We start from the raw sequence: 23,393 nt of genomic DNA, 5'->3' as shown, positions 1-23,393 counted from the left end.
AAAGCTCATGCCCCGGGGATAAGCTTTGTCAACCAATGCCGGAACCACCGCCCGTAAGTTTGAATAATTGAGCCAGGCAAGGCAGTTGTTTGATATTCATTCGGTTTTAGCGATTTCCAGGCTGCCCGACGTCACTTTTAGACTTATTAGCCATGACTAATATCCTTTTTGAACGCCTCGGAGGCACAGCTGGTATCAAGTCGATTGTTGACGGCGTTGTGTAAGCACAAGATTGATGACCAGTCCAGAAATGATGTTCTAGCCATTGGCTGGTCGTTAAAAGACATGATTATTGCCAGATAAAACGGGCCCGGCGGCAGTGCGCGTAGCCCTTGTACTGAATCTGCCGGGCACCCTCACCACACAATGAAGCCCATGGACACTGCTATTCGCCGCAAACCCCGGCCACATTTCCGGGATATCGTGGTCATTGGTGCCTCAGCTGGCGGCGTCACGGCCTTGCTGGCGCTGGCCAAAATCCTGCCGGCCGACTTTCCGGCCCCCATTTTCATCGTGCAGCACGTAGCCCCGGATTCGCCGAGTATTCTGCCCCAGCTGCTCAGCTCCGTGTCGGCCCTGGAGGCCCGGCACCCCCGGAATGGCGAAACCGTGGAGCTTGGCGTCATCTACGTGGCTCCGCCCGACCACCACCTGCTGCTCGAAGACGACAAGGTGCTGGTGACGCGGGGACCGAAGGAAAACCGCTTCCGGCCGTCCATCGACGCGTTGTTTCGCTCGGCGGCCTACACGTTTGGGCCCCGCGTGCTGGGCGTGGTGCTCACGGGCTACCTCGACGACGGCACCTCCGGCCTGTGGAGCGTGCAGCGCATGGGCGGGGTAGCCATTGTGCAGGACCCGAACGACGCCGAGCAGCCGGCCATGCCGACCAATGCGCTCCAGTTCGTCGAAGCCGATTACGTGACTCCCCTGGCCGAACTCGGGGCCTTGCTGGTGCGGCTGACGCGGGAACCCGCACCTGCCCGGCCGCACCTGCCCGCCGAGCAGCTCGACCTGCTCAAAATCGAGCTCACCATTGCCAAGCAGGGCGGGGGCTTCGAGCTGGGCATCATCGAGAAGGGCCTGCTCACGCCCTTCACCTGCCCGGACTGCCACGGCGCCCTCACCCAACTAATTGAGGGAAATCTGATTCGCTACCGCTGCCACACGGGCCACGCCTACACGGTCAGCTCTCTGCTCAGCGAAGTCACCGCCTCGGTCGAAAGCCTGCTCTACCAGGCCATGCGCGGGCTCGAAGAAACCAAGATGCTACTCCACAACCTGGGCATGCACTTCACCGAAAATCAGCAAACGGAAGTAGCCGAGCTATTTTTTCGCAAAGCCGATGAAACCGGCCTGCAGGCCCGCATTGTGCACCAATCCATCCTCACACAGGAAGCCCTGAGCGGGGACCTGCAGTTCCGGCAAAACAAGCGGCCCATTTCCTGACCAGACCGGCATCACGCCCGTACCCAGAGGGTCGGGAATACCGGTAAATGCACGTTGGCTGTGCCAGGCCGGGGGCCATGGCAGCCGGCCCGCCCCCGCGTTTTGGCCGGGGCCCACCGCGTCTTGCATTGCCTGGCTGCCCGCCAGGTGCGGCCCGTGGGTTTCCGCAGTCCTGCTTCGCACCTTACCAACCTTTGCGCTGGTTAAGTAGGTAGTCAGTAATCAGATTTCAGCTATTTAAATATCAGTCAATTGACTTCTGTCTGACTACCGATTACTTATGACCGACTACTTACTGCCTGATTACGTGCTACTTCTCTAATCCTCCCTTTCGAACCCTGTCCGGCCTAATGAACCAACCCAGCTACGACAATACGCAAAAAAAGGCTCCCCGGCGGTTGCTGAGAAGCCTTTTGCTACGCTGCGGGGCGGCCGGTTATATTGGGTTGTCGGCATCGCCGATTTTGCCGCCGTCGTTGGCGGAGCTGGGGGAAGCATTGCCCCCGGTGTTATCGGTGTTGTAGGCCGTGGTGTTCTTGGGTTGATTCTTCCGCTCCTGGTCGGAGCCGCCGCCGCTGTTGCGCTGCTCGGCGCTGAGCTGTGTGCCTTTGTTGCTGCTGCCTTTGGCGGTGTAGGCCGGCTGGCCATCGTCGTTCACGTCGTTGCCATGGTTGCCGCCGTGGTGGCCTTCGCTGCTTGCGGCTTTGGTTAGCTTTTGCGCGCCTTGCTGCTGCACGCCCGCGCCGTGCACGTTGGCATCGGTGGGGGCATCGCTGCCGTCGTTGGCCACCTGGGCCTGCGTCCGGTGGTGTTCGTTCTTCGCTTTAGTAGCCATGATTAAAAAAGGAAAAGGTGAGAATGGGAATTGCGGGACCCCGCCCGAAACGGGCCTAGGCGTAGGGCTGGTGGTCGTTGTCGGGCTTGTCGAGGTTGCGGTTGGGGTGGGTTAGGGGGGCGTTGGCGCCGGGCTCGTCGGGGCCGTCGGTGTACTCCTGGCTCAGGTCCAGCGTATCGGCCAGCGCCTCCAGGTCGGGAATGGTTTTCACGCTGGCTTTCGAGAGGCCCTCGCCGGCCGGAATGCCTTTGGCGCTGCGCGTTGACTGGCGGGGCAGCACGGGTTGTTTGCTATCGGGATTGATGGGGGGCTTTGACATGGTGGAGGGGGGGGTAAAACGAATAAAATTCAGTTGACACCGCCCGGACTGCTCCGGGGCTGGCTGTATCAAAAGTACCGGCCCCACCAGGCCCCGGAAATGCAAAAGCTCATCCCCAAAGGATGAGCTTTGTCAACGAAAGTGGGAACTGCCGCCCGCGCCGCGCGGTGCCGTGGCCTACCAATGGGCCCGGCGCAGCTTTTCGGGTTCCAGCACTCGGATGGTGTTCGGGCTCAACGCAATCAGGCCGGCTTGCTTGAACTCGTTCAGCGTGCGGCTCAGCGACTCGGGGGCGGTGCCCACCATGGCGGCCATGTCGTCGCGGGTGAGCTGAATGCCCGCGTCGGCGGCTTCGGTGCCGGCCTGCTGCTCGTGCAGCTGCACCAGCGTATCGGCCACCCGCCGGCGGATGGAGCTGTAGGCCAGGGCCAGCAGCTGCTCGGCCTGCCCGCTCACCTGGCCGGCCAGCAGGCGCACAAACTGCTGGCCCACGTCGGGGTTGCGCAGCAGCAGCGCCATGAAATCATCCTTCGGAATGTAGAGCAGCTCGGCCTCGTCCACGGCAATAGCCGAGTCGCAGTGGTGGGTGTGCTGCAACAGCGGCAGGTAGCCGAAAAATTCGCCGGGGCCGTAGAGGCCCACAATCAGCTCCTTGCCGGCATCGGTAGTTTTCACGGTTTTCACCCGGCCGCTCTGCACGTAGTAGAGCCGGGTCGATTCGTCGCCTTCGAGGTAAATGTCCTGTTTTTTGCGAATCAGGTGGGGCTTGCGGTCCAGCGAGAGGCTGGCCAGGTCGCCGGCCTGCTGTGCTTCGTCCAGAAACTGGTGCAGGCGCTCGTCGTTGGGGTTCGGTTCCGGCTTCAGGTGCTGAAAGCGGCTGAGCCGCCCGCTCACGGCGCTGAGCAAATCTGCTTTTTCGAAGGGTTTGCTCAGGTAGTCGTCGGCCCCCAGGGCCATGCCGCGCCGGCGGTCGGCCCGGTCGGTTTTGGCGGTGAGGAAGATGAACGGGATGCCGGTGAGCTGTGGGTGCTGGTTGAAAATCTGGAGCACCCCGTAGCCGTCGAGCACAGGCATCATGATGTCGCAGATAACCAGGTCGGGGCGGTCGCGCAGGGCCAGCTGCACGCCCACCTCCCCGTTTTCGGCCGTTTGCATGGTGTAGCCGGCCAGCTCCAGTAGCTGCGCCGTGTTTTCCCGGATGATTTGATGGTCTTCAATGAGTAGAATGGTGAGCATGAAAGGGGAGGTGAAGGGTGGAAGGGACGGTTTTGGGGCTTGTTCAACGGGTGGCCTCACCGCCCTTAATCGGGCGTGGAGAGGGGCAGCCTGATGGTGACCAACGTGCCCTCGCCGAGGATGCTGTGCAGGTCGATGGTGCCACCCATCAGCTCCACGTATTTGGCGATGATGTAGAGGCCCAGGCCGGTGCCGGGCTCGCTGACGACGCTGGGAGCCCGAAAAAACTGCTCGAACAGGTGCGCCTGGTCTTCCTGCGAAATGCCCACGCCCTGGTCCTGCACGGTTATCGTGAGCTGCTTGGGCTGGCAGCCGGCCCGCACCGTAATAACCGAGTTTTGGCCCGAGTACTTGAGGGAATTGGAGAGCAGATTCATCAGGATTTTGCGCAACAGCGACGCATCCAGCCACACCGGGACGGGGCACACGACCTGCCAGTCGATGACCTGGCCGGCTTTGAGCAGGCTTTGCACGTCGGCCACCGTGTCGTGCACCAGGCTGGTCAGGTTCAGGTTGCCGGGGTGGGCCTCAATTTTGCCTTCCTCGATGCGGCCCACCGACAGGAATTCCTCCAGAATGGTGTTCAGGTGCTGCACCGAGGTGCGGATGTGGGCCACGTACTTTAGGCGCTGGGCCTGCTGGTGGCCGCCGGGAAACTCGGCAATCAAATCGGCGGAGGTGAGCACGGCGGTGAGGGGCGTGCGGAACTCGTGCGAGGCCATGCTCACGAAGCGCGATTTCAGCTCGCCTAGCTCCTGCTCGGCCTGCAGGGCCAGGGCCAGCTCGTCGCCGCGCTTCTCTAGCTGCTCCAGCGTGAGCATCAGGGCGTTGGTGCGGTTGATGACCTTTTGCTCCAGCTCGGCGTTGAGGCGGGCCACGCGCTGGTGCTGGGTGTGCAGCTCCTGCTCGGTGGCCTGCTTGGCGGTGAGGTCCAGGATGTAGGCGACCACGTAAAGCTCCTCGTCGAGGTAAAAGTAGCTCAGGCTAGCCTCGACGGGAAAAGTGGAGCCGTCGCGGCGCTGGCCGGCCAGCGGGCGGTTGTGGCCCATGTTGCGCACCTGCGGGTCGGCGTTGTAGGAGGCGCGCAGCTGCGCGTGGTGCTGGCCGGCGGCATCGGGCACCAGCACTTCAATTTGCTGGCCCAGCAGCTCGGTCGGGCAGTAGCCGAACAGCTGCCCGGCCCGCGCATTCACCGACACCATGCGACCCGGCTGGTCGCAGACGATGATGCCCAGCGTGGCGTTGGTAAACACGGCCTCGAAGCGGCGCACGCTGTGGGCCAGGGCGCGCTCGGCCTGTTGCAGCCGGCTGTGCTCGGTGAGGTTGACCAGAAACAGGGCCCGGCCGTTGAGCTCAAAATACGTCAGCTTGACATAGGCCCGAAATGGCTCGCCGATATGGCGGCGAATGTCGGCTTCGAGCTCGTGGTGGCCCTCGCGGCGGGTAATTTCGCACAGGCGCAGCCACTGCTCGGGCGTCCAGGGCGGCGTGCGCAGCGAGTGGTTGGGGTCGGCGAGCAGGGCTTCCTCCGAAGGATAGCCGAGCAGGTGTACGCCGGCCGGGTTTACGTGCGTGAACCAGCGCAGGTCCAGGTCGTAAATGCCGGCCATCTCCTCAGAATGGGTATATAGTAACTCGGCCACCACGTCCGTGTAGGCACCTGGAAGCATGGGCATAATTACAAAATGAGCCGCGCGGAGGCCCGGGGGCGGCAGGTACGCGCGGGCTTATGCTACCGGGCTTGACAAACGTCACCCCAGCTCCCTGATATCCATCATACGGCCCAGCGGAATCCTCGGGTAATTTTGCGGCTACTTACCCTCTGATTTTATGCAGCAAGCTTCGCTCCTCACGTTCGCCTCACCCCCTAGCCCCCTCTCCGAAAAGGAGAGGGGGAACTATTTCTGATTTATAAATCTAAAAATCAGTGATTTATATCAGATTATAGGACTAGTAGTAGTCCCCCTCTCCTTTTCGGAGAGGGGGCTAGGGGGTGAGGCGAACAGTAGAACGACCCGGCTGCGTAACATCAGTTATCCTGTAGCACTAAGGTGCAGCTTACTTTTCCTCGGCCCATGTTTTCTTCTGCTATTGTTCCGTTGTTGCCCGCCCACGCGGCCATGTTGCTCGTGCTGCTGCCCACCGTGGGCCCCGGCAACCGGCAGGAAAGTCCCCTCGCCCGCACCACTACCAATCAGCTGCTGAAAGGCTTGCAACTCCAGCTCGGTACCGCTATTCACGTGCTGAAAGTGGATGAGGGCAGCCATCCCGCCGTGGTACACGCCTTCGATGGCCGGGGCGTGCCCGCCTTCGTACTGCTGCGCGACGGCGCGGAGCTGTGGCGGCAGCAGGGTCTGCCCGAAGGTGCCCCCATGGCCGCCTTGCTGCTAAGTAAGCTGGCCGAGGCCGGGGGGTAGCTGATGTCGCGCAGTGACTGGTGCGGCTGGGGCTTTGGTTACGGTTTCTCGTTGCTGGCTTCTGGTTTAACGCCTGTGAGCTGCTTTTATAAAACGAGAACCAACCCGCACCGAGAAACCAGCAGCTACACCCCGCTCGGTTAGTCCGGTTCGCGGAGTACAAGGCCAGGCGGCCGCCACTTTCCTGTCCAAGGTCAGGCTCTCGGGGTGACTTTCGTCAAGGCGGCGGGGCGGGAATTTCGGTACTCTTGTGTCGGGCTTTATTCGGGCCGGCTCTTCTGTTAATTCTATGGATGTTACCCTACAATTTCTGGGGGCCGCGCACTGCGTCACCGGCTCCAAATACCTGGTCGCGCTCGACGACCGCGCCACCCGGCCGCACCAGCTGATGGTGGACTGCGGCCTGTTTCAGGGGCTTAAAGAGCTGCGCCTGCGCAACCGCGAGCCCCTGCCACTGACGCCGGCCGACGTGGAGCTGGTCATCCTCACGCACGCCCACATCGACCACAGCGGCTACCTGCCCAAGCTGGTGCGCGACGGCTTTCGGGGCCGTATTCTGTGCACCGAGGCCACCGCCGACCTGCTCAGCATCATGCTTCTCGATTCGGCCAAGCTCCAGGAAGAAGAAGCCGCGTACGCCAATAAAAAAGGCTATTCCAAGCACCACCCCGCCGAGCCGCTCTATACCCAGACCGACGTGGAGCACATGCTGCCGCTGGTGGAAACCGTGGCCTACGATGCCCCAGTGGCCCTGCTCGGCGGCCTGCTCACGCTCACCTTCCGCGATGCCGGCCACATCCTCGGCTCGGCCATTGTGGAGCTGGAAGTGCAGGGCGCGCAGCAGCGTAAGAAGCTGGTATTTTCCGGCGACCTGGGCCGCTACGACAACCCGGTGCTCTTCGACCCCACGTCCATTGCCAGCGCCGATGTGCTGCTGGTGGAATCTACCTACGGCGACCGCGACGCCCGCATCGAAGACCCCGAGGCCGAGCTGGTGCAGGTGGTGACCGAGGCCTTGGCCCGGGGCGGCGTACTGCTCATTGCCGCCTTCGCCGTGGGCCGCACCCAAACGCTGCTCTACTACCTCAAAAAGCTTATTGCCGAAGGCCGCCTGCCCCAAGTGCCCGTGTACGTGGACAGCCCGATGGGCATCCGGGTGTCGGACCTGTACCCGCGCCACCCGGCCGCCCATCGCCTCGGGCACGGCAACGTGTTCGACTTTCCGGGCGTGCGCTTTGTTACCGAAGCCCGCGAGTCGAAGGGGCTGAACGCGAAAACCGGGCCGGCTATCATCGTTTCCTCCAGCGGCATGCTTACTGGCGGGCGCATTATTCACCACCTGTTCAACCGCCTGCCCCGGCCCCAGGATACGCTGCTGCTCGTGGGCTACCAGGCCGAGGGCACCCGGGGCCGCCGCCTGCAAAACGGCGAAACGGAAATCAAAATGTTCGGTGAAATGGTGCCCGTGCGCTGCCAGGTGAAGCAGCTCCAGGGCTTCTCGGCCCACGCCGACCGCTCGGAGCTGCTGCGCTGGCTCGGCCAGTTCCAGGCCCCGCCCAAGCGCACGTTCATCGTGCACGGCGAGCCTGTGCCCGCCGAGGCCCTGGCCCAAACCCTGCGCGAAGCCCACGGCTGGCCCAACGTGGAAGTGCCCGACTACCTGGACCGGAAAGTGCTGTTCGAAGGTATTTAATCAGACTGTTCAGCAATTCGCCAGCCGTTCAGCATGAGCGTTTTATCAACTCAAATAGCTTCTCGGGAAAACTCCTTATTCGCCCAGCCACCACCAGCGCCGGGGCCGCCGCCGGGCCGCCAGCTGCTACTTAACCACGGCGTACTGCTCGATGTGGGCCAGGGCTTCCTCCACCGAATCGGTGTAGGTGAGCAGCCGCAAATCGGCCGGCGCTACTATGCCCTGCGCCTCCAGGTAGGTGAGCAGCTCGCGCAACGACTGCCAATAGTCGCGGCCGCCCATCACCATCGGGAAATTGTGGATTTTTCGGGTCTGGATGAGCGTGAGGGCCTCAAACAGCTCGTCGAGCGTGCCAATGCCGCCGGGCATAATCACGAAGGCATAGGAGTATTTGACCAGCAGCACCTTGCGCACGAAAAAATGCCGGCAGGCCAGCCAGTGGTCCAGGTACGGGTTGGGATGCTGCTCCTTCGGCAGCACGATGTTGCAGCCCACCGAAAGCCCGCCCACGTCGTGGGCCCCGCGGTTGGCGGCCTCCATAATCCCCGGCCCGCCGCCGGTGAGCACCGTGAAGCCCTGCCGGCTCAGGCCCGCGCCCAGCTGCCGGGCCAGGGCATAAAACGGCGAGTCTTCGGTGAGCCGAGCCGAATACCGGCACGCACGGCCCCACAAAGTGCAGCATCCGAAACCCGCGCAGAAACTCGCGCAGCACCGTCCACAAAAAGCGCAGCTCCCCCCCGGCGGGTGCCCGGCCCGGCCATAAAGCGCCGCTCGGCCCGCTGGCTTGGGGGGGGGCGCCGTGGGCCGGGGGAAGGGTTGAAAAGCCCGCGTTGCCTCCGAAGCCGGCAGGGTTGTCATGGTGTCCGGGCACAGGAATGTTCTGTTAGAGAGGTTTCGGAGTCTATGTACACGATGTAGAGACGCAATATTTTGCGTCTCGTCGTTGAACGACCGGAACCGCGCCGCCCGGAATACCTGACTGCGCAACACTAATAACATCAGCAACGACGAGACGTAAAATATTGCGTCTCTACATCGTGTACACGGACCTTGAATTTGCTCTAATGAGCAAGGCGGGCGCTGTCGCGGGCCAGGCGTTCCCGGCGGGCCTTTTCGCAGGCCGCTTTGCGGCGGAAGTAGCCGCGGAGCAGGAAGTTGTGCTGCAGGGCCGTCATGCTCTGGTTGAGCTTAACGGTGCTTTGGGCCGCGTTGCCCATGGTCTGGCGCAGGTGCCGGGCGGCGGCGGTGTCGGTGAGCAGCACCTGCAGCAGGCCGCCACCGTGCTGTACCTGGCGCTGCAGGCCGCTGAGGGTGGCGGCCAGCGTATCGGAAGTGCCGGCCAGTTGCCGGGCGGCGTGCCCAATCTGGCCAGCAAACGCCTTGTCGGTGAGCAGGTAGCCCAGGGGCCCCTGGCCCTGGCGCACCCCGCTGGTAAGCTGGTGCACATCGGTGGCGGCGGCGTTGAGTTGGGCCGAAGCGACGGCCGCGTTACGCACGCTCTGGCTCACATCAGCCGGCAGCTGCTCGTTGCTCAGCAGCTCCCACAGCGCCTTACTGTCGTTGAGCTTATTCGTGACCTGGCGCAGGCCGGTGGTGATGCCGACCAGGTTTTGGTTAGACACGTCGAGCGTGGCCAGCATGGCGTCGATGCTGGTTTTTTCCTGCGTAGGCAGCCGGTCGTCGGCCTGCACGGCCGGGGCCGGGCCGGGAGCGGCCGTGAGGTTGATAATGGTGTTGCCCACCAGTCCGTCGGTGCCGATGCTGGCCACCGTGTTGCGCCGCACGAAGGGCTGCACGTCCTTGTTCAGGCTCATGTTCACGCGCACCGTGGTGTCGTTTATAATATTGATATCCTCCACGGTACCCACCGTGATGCCGCCCAGCCGCACGTTGTTGCCGGGCAGCAGGCCGGCCACGTTGCGAAAATCGGCCTGCACCGGCAGGCTGCTCTGAAACAGGTTTTGCTGGCGGCCCAGCAGGTAGAGCACGGCAAGCAGGCACCCCACCCCCACCACGACGAACAGGCCGAGGCGCACTTGCTTGCTGGTGGAAGAGTCGGGCATGATGATGGGATTAAAGTGGTTAAGTGGAAGAATGCGTTGGATTGGGAGGGGAAAGCCGTCATGCTGAGCGTTGCTTCGACAAGCTCAGCATGACCGTTCTTATCTGGTCGAAGTCAGCTCGCCATCAGATAAAAAACTCGTTAACCCGCGGGTCTTCGTGCTTGGCCAGCTCCTGGTAGGTGCCCTGGGCGTAGCAGCGGCCGTCGGCCAGCATGGCCACCCGGTCGGCCACGAGGCGCACGCTGTCCATATCGTGGGAGATGATGAAGGCCGCCGTCTGGTATTTCTGCTGCACCTGCCGGATGAGGGCACTGATTTCGCGCGCCGTGATGGGGTCGAGGCCGGTGGTGGGCTCGTCATAGAGAATGATTTCGGGCTGCAGAATAAGGGTGCGGGCCAGCGCGATGCGCTTGCGCTGCCCACCCGACAGCTCGGCCGGCATCTTCTCGGCGGTGTCGGCGAGGCCTACGTCTTCCAGGGCCTGCCGCACCAATTCCTTTTCCTCGCCCCGGCGGTCGTCCAGCCACTGCCGGCGCAACGGAAACAGCAGGTTCTCGCGCACCGTCATCGAGTCGTAGAGGGCGTTGCTCTGGAAAAGGAAGCCCAGCTTGGCCCGCAGCTGGTCCATGGCCTCGTGGTCGAGGGTGCTGATGTCCTGCCCCAGCACCGTGATGCGGCCGGCATCTGGTAGCATCAGCCCGATGATGCACTTGACGAGCACCGACTTGCCCGAGCCCGACTTGCCCAGCACCACCACGTTTTCGCCCCGGTGCAGGTCCAGCGAAAAGTCCTGCAATACATGGTTGTCGCCAAACGATTTGGTGATGTGCTCCAGCGTGAGCACCACCTCGGCGGGGCCGGCCGGGGCAGGGGTCAATGCCGATTCGGTGAGGGATTTCATGGGGTTGGTTGGCGCGGATGGTAAGTAGGTCAAGAGCAGGATAAAAGAACCGTCATGCTTCGACTTCGCTCCGCATGATGTTTTCTAATTAAAGCTCAGCAGCTCAGTAATCTGCACGGCCAGCAGGTCGATGATGAAGATGAGCAGCGAGGATATCACTACGGCCGAGTTGGCGGCCACGCCCACCCCGGCCGTGCCTTTGGCGGCGTAGTAGCCCTTGTAGCAGCCCACCAGGCCCACGGCAAAGCCGAAGAAGAAGGTTTTGAAGAAGGCCGGCAGCACGTCGGCGAAGGTCAGGCCGGCGAGCACGGTATTGATGAAGAGTGCCAGCGTCGTCATGCCTCTGGTGTTGATGCCCACGTAGGAGGCGTAGAGGCCAATGGCATCGGCCAGCACCGTGAGCAGGGGCAGCATGAGCGTGGTAGCCAGCACCCGCGTCACCACCAGGTACTTAAACGGATTGGTGCCCGATACTTCCATGGCGTCAATCTGCTCCGTCACGCGCATTGAGCCCAGCTCGGCCCCGATGCTGGAGCCGATTTTACCCGCAAAAATCAGCGCCGTGATAATCGGCCCCATCTCCCGGATAATGGTCAGCCCGACCATGGTCGGAATCCAGGACTCGGCCCCGAACTTGGCCATAGTGGGCCGGCTTTGCAGCGTGAGCACGAGGCCCATGATGAAGCCCGTAATGCTCACCATCGGTAGCGACTGGTAGCCCACCACGAAGCACTGGTACAGAAACTCCCGCACTTCGTAGCGCGGTCGGAATCCCTCGCGGAAAAACCGCCCGGTAAACTGCGCGATGGCACCGGTTTCGGCAAGGAAAGGGCTTTTGAACACGGGGCAGGAGTTTCAAAAGGTGGGTTAAGGAGCGATGCGAATCAGGCTTATTAATGGGCTGGTAAGCAGCCGCTAGTCGACTGCTGCCTGCGCAGTTGGCGCAGCGGGCCCGGCCGCTTCGGCCGCCACCATGTTGGCTAGGCCTTGCAGCAGCGCGTCGGGGGCGAAGGAGATGCTGTTGATGCCCTGCTCGACCAGGAAGCGAGCAAACTCGGGGTAGTCGCTCGGGGCCTGGCCGCAGAGGCCAATAGGCCGGCCGCTGGCCCGGGCCGCGCCGATGACCTGCGCCATGAGCTGCGTCACGGCCTCGTTGCGCTCATCAAACAAATGGCTGATAATGGCCGAGTCCCGGTCGATGCCGAGCGCCAGCTGGGTTAGGTCGTTGGAGCCGATGGAAAAGCCGTCGAATACTTCAGCGAATTCTTTGGCCAGGATGACGTTGCTCGGGATTTCGGCCATTACGTATATTTCCAGCCCTTCCTCGCCCTGCTTCAGGCCAAACGCTTCCATCAGGGCCACCACCTGCCGGCCCTCGGCCACGGTGCGGCAGAAGGGCACCATGGCTTTCACGTTGGTCAGGCCCATGTCGTGGCGCACCCGGCGCAGGGCCGCGCATTCCAGCCGGAACCCCTCGCGGTACTGCGGGCTGTAGTAGCGCGAGGCCCCGCGAAAGCCCAGCATGGGGTTTTCCTCGTGGGGCTCAAACTGCCGGCCGCCCAGCAGGTCGGCGTATTCGTTGGTTTTGAAGTCGCTCATCCGCACAATGACTTCGCGCGGAAAAAACGTGGCCGCCACGAAGCCAATGGCCTGGGCGAGCTTCTCCACGAAGTACTCGGGCTTGCTGGGATAATGGGCGGTGAGCTGCTCAATCTCGGCGCGGGCCGCCTCGTCGGTCAGCTTATCGAACTCAACCAGCGCCATGGGGTGCACGCGAATGGTATTGTTGATGACGAATTCCATGCGCATCAAACCCACGCCCTGGCTGGGGTAGCGGGCCAGCTGCAGGGCGCGGTCGGGGTCGGCGAGGATGAGCAGGGCCTTGGTGGCGGGCCGGACCACCTGGGCCAGGTCGAGGTCGGTTTCGGTCCAGGCCAGCTGGCCGTCGAACACCTGGCCTTCGTCGCCCTCGGCGCAGGAAACGGTTATCACCTGCCCGTCTTTAATCTTAGTCGTAGCATTCAACGTACCCACCACGGCCGACAGCCCCAGCTCGCGGGCCACAATGGCCGCGTGGCTGGTGCGCCCGCCCCGGTTAGTCACGATGACGGCCGCGTTCTGGAGCACGGCGTTCCAGTCGGGGCTGGTGATGTCGGTGACCAGGATTTCGCTCGGCTGCAGGCGGTGGCCATCGGCCGGCGAGTCGATGATGCGGGCCACGCCCGACACAATCTGGCTGCCCACGGCCTTGCCGGTGGCCAGCACCGGGCCGGTTTCGGTGCGGTGGTACTCGTGCAGGCGCAGGGCCTGGCGGTTCTGGCTGATGGTTTCGGGGCGGGCCTGCACAATGTAGAGCTGGTTGTTGAGCCCGTCTTTGGCCCACTCAATGTCCATGGGCATGCCGTAGTGCTCCTCAATCACGAGGCACCAGCGGCCCAGCTGCTCGACCTCGGCATCGGTGAGCACGAATACTTCGCGCTGGGCGGCCGGCGTGTCGGTATTCACGATGGTATCTGCCCGCTGGCCGTGGGCATCGGCCGGGGGTTCGGCGTAGCGCATGGCCTTGGCCTTGTCGCCCAGCTTTTTGGTCACCAGCGCACGGTGGCCGTCGCGCAGCGAGGGCTTGAAGAGGTAAAACTCGTCGGGATTCACCGCGCCCTGCACCACGTTTTCGCCCAGCCCCCAGCTGCCGGTGAGGTAGATGAAGTGCTCATGCCCTGTTTCGGGCTCAATGGTGAAGGCCACGCCGGCGGAAGCCAAATCCGAATGCACCATGGTCTGCACGCCCACCGACAGGGCCACCTGCATGTGGTCGAACCCGTTGGTAACGCGGTACTTGATGGCCCGGTCGTTGAACAGCGACTCGAAGCAGCGGTGGCAGGCGTCGAGCACGCCCTGCTCGCCCTCAATGTTCAGAAACGAGTCGTGCTGGCCGGCAAAGCTGGCTGTAGGTAGGTCTTCGGCCGTGGCGCTGCTGCGCACCGCTACTTCCGCGCGGTCGGGGTGCTGGGCAGTCAGCTCGCGGTATGCTGCCCGAATGGTGGCGGCTACAGCCATGGGCATAACGGCCCCGTGCACCAGCGAGCGGGCCCGGGCCCCCACGTCGGGCAGGTTGCTGAAGTCGTTGGTGTCCAGGGTTTCCAGCAGCTCGGTGAGGGGCGCCCGCAGGCCGTTTTCGTCCAGCAGCAGCCAGTAGGCGGCGGCCGTGGTGGCAAAGCCATCGGGCACCCGGATGCCCTGGTCGCTGAGCTTGTTGAACATCTCCCCCAAAGAGGCATTTTTGCCGCCCACCTGGGCCACTTTATCGTTGGTCAATTCCCGGAAAAAGAGCGTGAAAGCTGCGTGTGCCATGGTACAGGGCTGAATAGGGGTGAGGTCGGCGGCGTGACTGGCGGCGTAGGGCAAAGGACCGGCGCGCCCCCGGCAACGGGAATGCCCAATGTCAGGCCCCGGCCATGACTTTCGTCAAGGGGACGCGGCTGGGGCAGCCGTAATCTTGTGCGGGGCTATGGCATTAGTAGCCAGCAGTGTCGCAACGCGCATGCCTCAGCCAGAAAACTGCGCTGCCCCCGCCCCCTCGTGTAGTAAGTGGCCGGGGGCAGTCGCCTTTGCGCGTCCCAATCGTGAATGCCCATGAACCATCAAACGCATATACCGGCAGCAGCAGCTCCCCGCCCCGCGGGCCGCATCATCTCCGTGCGGGGAAGTGTGGTAGACGTGTGGTTCGACCACGACCTGCCCGCCATCTACTCCGTCCTGTATGCCGGGGCCGGACAGCAGGTCGTCATCGAAGTATTGACGCAGCTCGATGAGCACCGGGTGCGCGGCATTGCCCTGAATCCCACCCAGGGCCTCACCCGCGGCCTGCGGATAGATACTGAAGGAAAGCAGCTTGAGGTGCCCGTAGGCAATGAAATCCTCGGCCGGATGTTCGATGTGTTTGGCAATACCATCGACCACGGGCCACCCCTGGCCGAGCTTGCGCAGCGCGCCATTCACCGGCTGCCCCCGCCTTTGCTGCACCGTTCCACCAAGTCCGAAATCTTCCGCACCGGCATCAAGGCCATCGATGTGCTGATTCCGCTGGAACGGGGCGGCAAGGCCGGGCTGTTCGGCGGCGCGGGGGTGGGCAAAACGGTGCTGCTCACGGAGATAATCCACAACATGGCCGGCCACACGAACGGGGTCAGCCTGTTTTGCGGCATTGGCGAGCGGTGCCGCGAAGGCCTCGAGCTGTACCACGAAATGAAGGAGGCCGGGGTGCTGCAAAATATGGTCATGCTGTTTGGCCAGATGAACGAGCCGCCCGGCGCGCGCTTCCGGGTAGGCCACGCGGCCCTGACCATGGCCGAATACTTCCGCGACGACGAGCAGCGCGACGTATTGTTGCTGATTGACAACATCTTCCGCTTTATCCAGGCGGGCATGGAAGTATCGGGGCTGCTGGGCATGATGCCCTCGCGCCTAGGCTACCAGCCCACGCTGGCCACGGAGCTGGCCAAGCTCGAAGAGCGCATTGCCAACACCGAGGCCGGGGCCATTACCTCCATTCAGGCCGTGTACGTGCCGGCCGACGACCTGACGGACCCGGCCGCCGTGCACGCGTTTTCGCACCTGTCGGCTACCATCGTGCTGTCGCGCAAAAGAGCGAGCGAGGGCCTGTTTCCGGCCATCGACCTGCTGCAGTCCAATTCCAAAATGGCCACCGCCGACATCATCGGGCCGCGACACTACGCGGTGGCCCAGGAAATAAAGCGGGTGCTGGCCCAATACGAAGAGCTGCAGGACATTATCGCCATGCTAGGGCTGGAGCAGCTCTCCACCGCTGACCGCAACCTGGTGGGCCGGGCCCGGCGGCTGGAGCGGTTTCTCACCCAGCCGTTTTTCACCACCGAGCAGTTCAGCGGCCTGCCGGGCAAAGACGTTGGGCTGGAGGACGCCCTCAGCGGCTGCGAGCGGATTCTGGCCGGCGAATTCAACGACCTGCCCGAGAGTGCCTTTTACATGATTGGGACGATTGAGGAGGCCCGGCAGAAGGCTGGGAAAAAGGAGAAGGCGCAGCCCCAGGATGCTGGCCATGCCGAGGCCCGCCACCCTGCCCAGGAGTGAGTGCAGCCCAGTGGCCGGGGCATCGCCGGATAGTCATGCTCAGATAACCCCATCATAACTGGCTGGCGACTGTCAAAACAGACTCAATACCATAAACTTAAAAACCCGAAATCATGAAAATTTCAAAAGGTGACATCGAAGTCAAAATGGATATTCCTGGAGCGGTTCTTCGTCAAAAAACCGAATTCGGTAATGCTGCCGGATTGGGTATGATAAGCGCAGAGTATTTCAGCCTTGCCGAAGGCGTTGATACTACCCCTTTGTTTGTGGGGCTCGAAGGAGATTTATGTCAGTGTCCACACTGGGGATATCTGCTGAGCGGTCAGGTGACCGCAACGGACGCTAATGGCACCGAAGAGACTGTAAATGCGAATGACCTTTTTTATTGGCCTCCAGGGCATAATGTAAAAGTCAATGCAGATGCGGAGATGATTATGTTTAGTCCCCAGCATGAGCATACGCTGGTAATCAATCACATGATTGAAAAGACCAAAGGCTAGGTGCGGCATTTGCAGCCCACGAACAGCTTGCTGCCAACGACTTATTTGCTGAATGGGGCAGTGTGGCGGGGGCGGCCGGGCTGCACGACGCGAGCGATGAACTACGCCCACTCGCTCAGCCTGACGGGCTGATTTTCTCTCTCATCTCTATTCAGGTCTCACCCCACATGTCGACCATGAACCTCAAAGTGCTGCTGCCGTTTCGCGTGTTCCTCGACATCGGCCAGATAAGTCGTATCGTGCTCGAAACCAGCGCCGGTGCGTATGGCCTGCTGCCCCGGCGGCTCGATTGCGTGGCGGCCCTGGTGCCCGGCATTTTCACCTACGAAACCGCCGATGGCCGCGTGCATTACCTGGCCGTGGACGAAGGCGTGCTGCTCAAAGCCGGGCCCGACGTGTCGGTGTCGGTGCGCAACGCCATCGGCGGGGTCGGCCTCGGCCAGCTCCGCGAATTAGTGGAGCAGGACTTTCGCCGCCACGATGCCGAGGAGCAGGCGGCCCGCACCACCCTGCGGAAAATAGAAACCGGCCTGCTCACCCGGCTCGAAACACTGCAACAGTCCTAGCCCCTCCTGCCCATGAAACCCGCCGCCGACAAACCGGACGCATCGCTCAGCCAGCGCATTGGTGCCCTGGAAACGCGCAAGCTGCACGCCCTGCACAACCCCAAAAAGGGCGTGTGGTACGGCGTGGGCATGTTCGGCATGATTGGCTGGTCGGTGGCGGTGCCGGTGCTGGCGGGCACGGCGCTGGGCGTGTGGCTCGACCGCCGCTACCCGCAGACGTTTTCCTGGACGGTGACCCTGCTCTTTGCCGGGCTGGTAGTGGGCTGCCTCACCGCCTGGGTCTGGGTGAGGAAAGAAGGCAACGAACCCCCAGCGCAAACCACTAAAACTCCTTCCGATGACTGAAATCTTTCCGCTCGCGCTGGCCCTGATTGCGGGCCTGGCCCTGGGCACTCTGTTTTTCTATGGCCTGTGGCTCACGGTGCGGCGCGCCCTCATGGCCCGCTACCCGGCGCTCTGGCTGCTGGGCAGCCTGCTGGGCCGGCTGGCCCTGGCCGGGGCCGGCTTCTACTACGTGGGCCAGGGCAGCTGGTCCCGGCTGGTGGCCTGCCTGGCCGGCTTCGTGGCGGCCCGCTACCTGGTGGCCCACTTCACCCGGCCGGCCGCTGCGCGGCCGTTCTCAAAACCCCTCGCCCATGAATCTTAGCCCCGACGAAGTCGTTTTCTGGCGTTACGGATTCGTGACGATTAACCTCACGCTGGTCACCACCTGGGGCATCATGCTGCTGATGGTGGGGGGGGCTTTCCTCATCACCCGAAAGCTGAAAACCGGCCTGCTGATTTCCCGCTGGCAGTGCGCCCTCGAAATCGTGGTGCAGGGCATCAACACCCAAATTGCGGAAGCGGGCCTGCCCCAGCCCGAAAAGTACATCGGCTTCATTGGCACCCTGTTTTTGTTTATCGCCATTGCCAACGTGGGTATTGTCCTGCCCTGGTACCAGCCCCCCACCGGCTCGCTCTCCACCACGGCGGCCCTGGCCGTGGCCGTGTTTCTGGCCGTGCCCTTCTTTGGAATCGGGAAAACCGGGGTGCTCGCCTACCTCAAAACCTACCTGCAGCCCACCTTCATCATGCTGCCTTTCAACCTCATCAGTGATGCCACCCGGACGCTGGCGCTGGCCGTGCGCCTGTTCGGCAACATCATGAGCGGGGGCATGATTGTGGGCATTCTGCTGAGCATTTCGCCCCTGTTCTTTCCCGTTATCATGAACGTGCTGGGGCTGCTTACGGGCTTGGTGCAGGCCTACATTTTCAGCGTGCTGGCCACGGTGTACATCGCCGCGGCGGTGGCCAAGCCTGCCCCGCCGGAACCACTTCCCGCTTCTAACTAATCAACCAATCAACCCATGGACAGCACCGCCCTTATCGCCATGATTTCCATTATCATGGCCGGCTTCACCACCGCCATCGGCACCATTTTTCCGGCCGTGAGCGAGGGCAAGGCCGTGGCCACCGCCCTCAGCGCGCTGGCGCAGCAGCCCGATGCCTCGGCCACCATCACGCGCACCCTGTTTGTGGGGTTGGCCATGATTGAATCGACGGCCATCTACTGCTTCGTGCTGTCGATGATTCTCATTTTCGCCAACCCCTTCTGGAACCACATGATTGGCCAGTAAGCCTCCCGACCCCATGGAAATCAACTGGTTCACCGTCGTCGCTCAGCTGCTGAACTTTCTGCTGCTGGTGTGGCTCATGAAGCGCTTTCTGTACCAGCCGGTTTTGGCGGCTATCGAAGCGCGCGAGCAAAAAATAAAGGCGCAGCTGAACGACGCCAGCACTCAAAAAACCGAGGCGCAGGCCGAGCGCGAGCAATACCAGCAGAAAAACGTCGACTTCGACCAGCGCAAGCAAACCCTGCTGGCCACGGCCCACGCCGAAGCGCAGGCCGAGCGCCAGCAGCTGCTGGACGAAGCCCGGCAGGACGCCGATACGCTACGCGCCAAACAGGCCACCGCCCACCAGCAAATACAGGAAGAAATGCACGACGACCTGGCCCAAAAGACCCGCCAGACCGTGCTTTCCCTCACCAAAAAAGCCCTGACCGACCTGGCCTCCGCCGGCCTGGAAGCGCAGGCGCTGGCCGTATTCATCGAACGACTTCACCACCTGCAGGGAACCGAAAAGCAAGGCTTTATCGATGCTTTCCAGGCCAGCGCCAGGCCCGTGCAGGTACGCAGCGCCTTTGCGTTATCAGCTGAGCAGCAGGCTGAGCTGGCCGCCGCCCTCACGGCCCTCATCGGCACCGAAGCCGCCTGCACCTTCACCACCGCGCCCGAGCTCATCAGCGGTATTTCGCTGAGCGCCAACGGCTACAAGCTGGCCTGGAGCGTGCCCAGCTACCTCGCCGAGCTCGAAAGCAACCTTTCGGCCGCCACTCCGCAGCGTGCGCCGGCGGGCGAACCCGAACCCGAACCCGAACCCGAACCCGAACCCGAACCCGAACCCGAATCCGAATCCGAATCCGAATCCGAACCGCGCCACCATGCCAGCCACTGAACTACTTGCTAATCTGAACGATACGCTCGCGGCCCTGAGCGCGGGCAGCGCCGCGTTCCGGCCCGCGCTGATTCCCCGCGAAATTGGGGTGGTGCTGAGCGTGTCGGCCGGAGTGGTGCGGGTATCGGGGCTGCCGGGCGCGGGCTCCGGCGAGCTATTGCTGTTTGCCGGCGGGTTGTATGGCCTGGCCTACAACCTCGACGAAACCGAAATCGGCGTTGTCTTGCTGGGGGAAGATGCGCGGCTGAGCGTGGGCGACGAAGTGGAGCGCACGGGCCGGGTGATGGATATTCCCGTGGGCGACGCTCTGATTGGCCGGATAATCAACCCCTTGGGCGAGCCGCTGGACGGCGGCGGCCCGCTGCTTACGCGGCAGCGCCTGCCCATCGAGCGGCCCGCGCCGGCCATCATGGACCGTGCGCCGGTAACCGTGCCGCTGCAAACCGGCCTCAAAGTGCTTGATGCGCTGCTGCCCGTGGGCCGGGGCCAGCGCGAGCTGATTCTGGGCGACCGGCAGACGGGCAAAACGGCTTTGGCGCTCGATGCCATTCTCAACCAGCACGATAAGCAGGTGCTGTGCATTTACTGCGCCATCGGCCAACGGGCCGCGTCGGTGGCCAAGGTCATTGCCACGCTGCGCGAAAAGAAGGCCCTCGCCTACACCATCGTGTTGGTGGCCGAAGGCAACGAGGCCCCCGGCCTGAAATACATTGCCCCGTATGCGGCTACCAGCGTGGCCGAGTACTTCATGGAGCAGGGCCGCGACGTGCTGATTGTGTACGACGACCTCACCAACCACGCCCGGGCCTACCGCGAGCTGTCGCTGCTGCTGCGGCGGCCCCCGGGCCGGGAGGCGTTTCCGGGCGATATTTTCTACATCCACTCCCGCCTGCTCGAACGCGCCACCCACTTGAGCCCGGCGCTGGGCGGCGGCTCGCTCACGGCCCTGCCCATCATCGAAACGGAGGCGCAGAACATCTCCGCCTACATTCCCACCAACCTCATTTCCATCACCGACGGGCAGATTTACCTCTCGCCCAAGCTCTTTGAAGCGGGCGTTCTGCCGGCCGTCGACGTGGGTAAGTCTGTTTCCAGGGTGGGCGGCAAAGCCCAGCTGCCGGCCTACCGCACCACCACCGGCAACCTGAAGCTGGCGTATTCGCAGTTTGAGGAGCTGGAAAACTACGCCCGCTTCGGCACACGCCTCGACGAGCACACGCAGCGCGTCATCGACCACGGGCAGCGCATCCGAAGCTGGCTCAAGCAGCCGGAGCTGCACCCCATGTCGGTGCCCGAGCAGCTGGTTGTGCTGCTGGCCCTCACCAGCGGCTATTTTGACAATATCCTCGTCGAAAAAATACCCGAAGCCGAGGCCCTGCTAACGCAAAGCAGCCTCGCCCTACCCGCCGAATTGCTGCAACGCCTGACCGCGCAAAAACCCCTGAGTCCGGACGACCAGGCCGCGCTGCTGGCCTGCGCCAAAACGGTGCTGGCCCCTTTTCAGGAGCAGCCCGCTGCGGAAAGCGACTAGCTGACAAGCTATTAGAGAGGTTTCGGAGTCTATGTACACGATGTAGAGACGCAACATTTTGCGTCTCGTCGTTGAACGACCGGGACCGCACAAACCTGCGCGGTTATAACAACATCAGCAACGACGAGACGCAAAATATTGCGTCTCCACATCGTGTACACGGACCTTGAATTTGCTCTAGGTCCTCTTGCTCATCCCGCTCATCCCGCTCATCGCGCGCGCTCCTCCCTGAGCAAATTACACCCCGAACAAATGCAAACCCTGGAAAGCCTGAGCCGGAAAATTGAAGGTGCCAAGGACATCAAATCCGTGGTGCGGACCATGAAAGCCATGGCGGCGGCCACCATCGGGCAGTACGAGCTGGCGGTGAGCTCGCTCGGCGACTATTACCAAACCGTAGCGCTGGGCTTGGTCGCTTACTTTCAGTCGGAGCCCGCCGGAAACCCCACACCACCGGTACAGGAGCCGCAAAAAGTAGCTGAGCCCTTGATAGGTGCCTTGGTTTTTGGGTCCGACCAGGGGCTGGTGGGCTCGTTCAACGATACCCTCGCCGCTTTTGTGGCCCAAACGCTCGGCACTCTGCCCGGCAGTAAGCAGCTCTGGACCGTGGGCGAACGGGTGCAGCACCTGCTAACAGATGCGGGCCTGCCCGTGACCACGCATTTTCTGGTGCCCACGGGCATCACGGCCATTACGCCGCTAGTCGCGCAGATGCTGCTAAAAGCGCAGGAAGCCATCGACAACGGAAGCCTGACCGCGTTCTACATCTTTCACAACCGGCCCCGGGAGGCCACGGGGTATGAGCCGGTATATCAGCGCCTGCTGCCGCTGGACGCGCAATGGAAACAGGAGCTGCGGGCCCTGCACTGGCCCACAAAAACGCGGCCCCAGGTAGCTGGCGCGCGGTTTCCCACGTTGCGGGCCCTCGTCGGAGAGTTTCTGTTCGTGTCCTTGTTCCGAGCCTGCGCCGAGTCATTGGCCAGCGAAAACGCCAGCCGCCTGAAAGCCATGCAGCGGGCCGAAAAAAGCATCGATGAGCTATTGGGCGAGCTGGCTCACCAGTACCACCACAAGCGCCAAAGCGCCATCGACGAGGAGTTGTTCGACGTCGTGTCCGGCTTCGAGGCCCTCAACGCCGACCACGCCAAGGAGAAGCGGGAGTAGGATAGGCAGCCCGGTGCAGTCATTCTGGTGCCGAAACCCGAGCGGCGGGGCCATGCCTGTTCATCCGCTGAGTCACTGGGTTAGATTTTAGATTCATGAACGCAAGTATCGCGTTGCTACACCTGACTCTTGAAATTTGCTCAAATTATCAAAAAACCGCGTGTCAGAAAGCTGGCGTGAGGCCGGTAAGTACCGTGTTGGCAATGCCGGTGGCAGCCACCAAAGCAGACGTTTCGGTAGCGACCTCTGGGGCGGCGGCGGGCAGTACGAGCACGGGTACCGGGCAGTTTTCCAGGAGCTTGGCCGTGACGCTGCGGTGAAACAAGTTGCCGAAATAGCTGCGATGACGAGCCAGCACCACCACCAAATCGGCCCGTGAATCGAGGGCGGCCGCCAGCACTCCCTGCTCGTAGTGCTCATGCTGAAAGCCCCGTAGTTCCGGCGTGGGCAGCCCCTCGACCAGGCCGCTGGCCTGCACGGCCCGCAGCGCCAGGGCGCAGCCTTCGTCGTCTTCCACCCCACTCGTAACGTGGGCCACAATAATCTCGACGCCGGGCTGGGCCAGCAGCGGGCGCAGGGCCTGGGCTTCCGCGGTCAGCGTGAATGGTTCGCGGTCGGCGGCAATGAGGATGCGGCGGGGCGGGTGGTCGGTGGGGGACGTGGGCGACACCACCAGCAGCGGGTAGCCGCCGGCCCGCAGAATCTCCACGCAGGAGGTGAGCATGTCGGCGGCGACGGGACGGTCCTCATCCACCTGGCTGAGGACAAAGAGGGCCGGCTGGTAGCGGTTGGCCAAATCCTGGGCCACGGCGGGCAGCAGGTCGGTGGCTACTTCCACGGTGGCTGTGGTTTGCAGGCTTTGGGCCTGTTGGTAGAGAATGGCGGCCGTATCGGTCTGGCGCGCCAGCTCCTCCTGGTGGTAGCCTTGGGCCACCAAATCGTTGGGGTCGAACAGGGAGGCGCGGTTGACGTGCAGCAGCACCAACTGGCCCACCATGGCCTGAGCCATCACGTCGGCGTATTTAACAGCGCGGCGGGCGGGCGGATAAAAACCGGCGAAGACGATGAGGGAAAGGGCCATGGGGAAGTGAAGGTTAGGGTTAAGTGGTCAGTGAGG

Annotated in this window: 23 protein-coding genes; 13 read left to right on the top strand and 10 right to left on the bottom strand. The window is 62.8% G+C overall.

Going from position 1 to position 23,393, the window contains the following annotated elements; genetic code table 11:
• Positions 1-375 precede the first annotated feature (375 nt).
• Positions 376-1,446 (top strand): chemotaxis protein CheB, encoded by a 1,071-nt coding sequence (locus KQ661_RS20880; protein ID WP_216728040.1) that lies wholly within the window; start codon positions 376-378, stop codon positions 1,444-1,446.
• Positions 1,447-1,882: 436 nt separating this feature from the next.
• Here KQ661_RS20880 and KQ661_RS20875 read toward each other — a convergent pair whose 3' ends face one another.
• The 4 genes from KQ661_RS20875 to KQ661_RS20860 form a co-directional block, all read right to left on the bottom strand.
• Positions 1,883-2,281 carry a hypothetical protein gene (locus tag KQ661_RS20875; protein WP_216727018.1) on the bottom strand — a complete coding sequence of 133 codons (399 nt, stop codon included), beginning with the start codon at positions 2,279-2,281 and terminating at the stop codon, positions 1,883-1,885.
• A 55-nt stretch (positions 2,282-2,336) separates the two neighbouring features.
• Entirely contained in the window at positions 2,337-2,600 is a 264-nt protein-coding gene (locus tag KQ661_RS20870) for a hypothetical protein (protein WP_216690896.1), read from the bottom strand.
• Between the two features lie 177 nt (positions 2,601-2,777).
• Positions 2,778-3,836 (bottom strand): response regulator, encoded by a 1,059-nt coding sequence (locus KQ661_RS20865; RefSeq protein WP_216728039.1) that lies wholly within the window; start codon positions 3,834-3,836, stop codon positions 2,778-2,780.
• 65 nt (positions 3,837-3,901) lie between these two features.
• On the bottom strand, positions 3,902-5,512 hold the full coding sequence (locus KQ661_RS20860) for a sensor histidine kinase (RefSeq protein ID WP_235727355.1): 1,611 nt from the start codon (positions 5,510-5,512) through the stop codon (positions 3,902-3,904).
• Positions 5,513-5,911: 399 nt separating this feature from the next.
• On the opposite strand from KQ661_RS20860, the gene KQ661_RS20855 reads away from it, so the two are divergent.
• Both KQ661_RS20855 and KQ661_RS20850 read left to right on the top strand, forming a co-directional pair.
• Positions 5,912-6,253, top strand: a complete 342-nt coding sequence (locus tag KQ661_RS20855; RefSeq protein ID WP_216690898.1) for a thioredoxin family protein — start codon at positions 5,912-5,914, stop codon at positions 6,251-6,253.
• Between the two features lie 289 nt (positions 6,254-6,542).
• On the top strand, positions 6,543-7,946 hold the full coding sequence (locus tag KQ661_RS20850) for an MBL fold metallo-hydrolase RNA specificity domain-containing protein (RefSeq protein ID WP_216728038.1): 1,404 nt from the start codon (positions 6,543-6,545) through the stop codon (positions 7,944-7,946).
• A 126-nt stretch (positions 7,947-8,072) separates the two neighbouring features.
• Here KQ661_RS20850 and KQ661_RS20845 read toward each other — a convergent pair whose 3' ends face one another.
• The 5 genes from KQ661_RS20845 to ppsA all read right to left on the bottom strand — a co-directional run bounded on the left by KQ661_RS20845 (position 8,073) and on the right by ppsA (position 14,261).
• Positions 8,073-8,618: an LOG family protein gene (locus KQ661_RS20845; RefSeq protein WP_235727353.1), complete on the bottom strand. Its 546-nt coding sequence runs from the start codon at positions 8,616-8,618 to the stop codon at positions 8,073-8,075.
• Positions 8,619-9,007: 389 nt separating this feature from the next.
• Positions 9,008-10,009, bottom strand: a complete 1,002-nt coding sequence (locus tag KQ661_RS20840) for an MlaD family protein (RefSeq protein WP_216728037.1) — start codon at positions 10,007-10,009, stop codon at positions 9,008-9,010.
• Positions 10,010-10,133: 124 nt separating this feature from the next.
• Positions 10,134-10,910 carry an ABC transporter ATP-binding protein gene (locus tag KQ661_RS20835; protein WP_216690901.1) on the bottom strand — a complete coding sequence of 259 codons (777 nt, stop codon included), beginning with the start codon at positions 10,908-10,910 and terminating at the stop codon, positions 10,134-10,136.
• Between the two features lie 84 nt (positions 10,911-10,994).
• Positions 10,995-11,753 carry an MlaE family ABC transporter permease gene (locus KQ661_RS20830; protein WP_216690902.1) on the bottom strand — a complete coding sequence of 253 codons (759 nt, stop codon included), beginning with the start codon at positions 11,751-11,753 and terminating at the stop codon, positions 10,995-10,997.
• 72 nt (positions 11,754-11,825) lie between these two features.
• Positions 11,826-14,261, bottom strand: coding sequence for a phosphoenolpyruvate synthase (gene ppsA, locus KQ661_RS20825; RefSeq protein ID WP_216728036.1), 2,436 nt, complete (start codon positions 14,259-14,261; stop codon positions 11,826-11,828).
• A gap of 282 nt (positions 14,262-14,543) precedes the next feature.
• Between ppsA and atpD the strand changes: the two genes are divergently transcribed.
• The 10 genes from atpD to KQ661_RS20775 all read left to right on the top strand — a co-directional run bounded on the left by atpD (position 14,544) and on the right by KQ661_RS20775 (position 22,276).
• The gene (gene atpD, locus KQ661_RS20820; protein ID WP_216728035.1) at positions 14,544-16,019 is read left to right on the top strand and encodes a F0F1 ATP synthase subunit beta; all 1,476 of its coding nucleotides are present in this window, start codon (positions 14,544-14,546) and stop codon (positions 16,017-16,019) included.
• A gap of 113 nt (positions 16,020-16,132) precedes the next feature.
• Positions 16,133-16,519, top strand: a complete 387-nt coding sequence (locus KQ661_RS20815; RefSeq protein ID WP_216690905.1) for a cupin domain-containing protein — start codon at positions 16,133-16,135, stop codon at positions 16,517-16,519.
• A gap of 167 nt (positions 16,520-16,686) precedes the next feature.
• Positions 16,687-17,085 carry a F0F1 ATP synthase subunit epsilon gene (locus KQ661_RS20810; RefSeq protein WP_216690906.1) on the top strand — a complete coding sequence of 133 codons (399 nt, stop codon included), beginning with the start codon at positions 16,687-16,689 and terminating at the stop codon, positions 17,083-17,085.
• Positions 17,086-17,097: 12 nt separating this feature from the next.
• Complete coding sequence (locus tag KQ661_RS20805; protein ID WP_216690907.1) at positions 17,098-17,430, top strand: AtpZ/AtpI family protein; 333 nt, start codon at positions 17,098-17,100, stop codon at positions 17,428-17,430.
• Positions 17,423-17,731: an ATP synthase subunit I gene (locus KQ661_RS20800; RefSeq protein ID WP_216727013.1), complete on the top strand. Its 309-nt coding sequence runs from the start codon at positions 17,423-17,425 to the stop codon at positions 17,729-17,731. Before KQ661_RS20805 ends, KQ661_RS20800 begins: the two co-directional genes overlap by 8 nt.
• The gene (locus KQ661_RS20795) at positions 17,721-18,416 is read left to right on the top strand and encodes a F0F1 ATP synthase subunit A (RefSeq protein WP_216690909.1); all 696 of its coding nucleotides are present in this window, start codon (positions 17,721-17,723) and stop codon (positions 18,414-18,416) included. The genes KQ661_RS20800 and KQ661_RS20795 overlap by 11 nt, the downstream gene beginning before the upstream one ends.
• Before the next feature lie 15 nt (positions 18,417-18,431).
• The gene (locus KQ661_RS20790; RefSeq protein WP_168674861.1) at positions 18,432-18,701 is read left to right on the top strand and encodes a F0F1 ATP synthase subunit C; all 270 of its coding nucleotides are present in this window, start codon (positions 18,432-18,434) and stop codon (positions 18,699-18,701) included.
• Positions 18,702-18,714: 13 nt separating this feature from the next.
• On the top strand, positions 18,715-19,581 hold the full coding sequence (locus tag KQ661_RS20785) for a F0F1 ATP synthase subunit delta (RefSeq protein ID WP_216728034.1): 867 nt from the start codon (positions 18,715-18,717) through the stop codon (positions 19,579-19,581).
• Complete coding sequence (locus KQ661_RS20780; RefSeq protein ID WP_216728033.1) at positions 19,568-21,112, top strand: alternate F1F0 ATPase, F1 subunit alpha; 1,545 nt, start codon at positions 19,568-19,570, stop codon at positions 21,110-21,112. The genes KQ661_RS20785 and KQ661_RS20780 overlap by 14 nt, the downstream gene beginning before the upstream one ends.
• 252 nt (positions 21,113-21,364) lie before the next feature.
• Positions 21,365-22,276 (top strand): F0F1 ATP synthase subunit gamma, encoded by a 912-nt coding sequence (locus tag KQ661_RS20775; RefSeq protein ID WP_216690912.1) that lies wholly within the window; start codon positions 21,365-21,367, stop codon positions 22,274-22,276.
• 163 nt (positions 22,277-22,439) lie between these two features.
• Here KQ661_RS20775 and KQ661_RS20770 read toward each other — a convergent pair whose 3' ends face one another.
• Entirely contained in the window at positions 22,440-23,357 is a 918-nt protein-coding gene (locus KQ661_RS20770) for a universal stress protein (RefSeq protein WP_216690913.1), read from the bottom strand.
• Between the last annotated feature and the right edge of the window lie 36 nt (positions 23,358-23,393).

Source organism: Hymenobacter siberiensis (assembly GCF_018967845.1).
GTDB classification, from domain to species: Bacteria; Bacteroidota; Bacteroidia; order Cytophagales; family Hymenobacteraceae; genus Hymenobacter; species Hymenobacter siberiensis.
The sequence above is the reverse complement of the archived record's forward strand: the minus strand, read 5'-3'. Positions and strand labels throughout refer to the sequence as shown.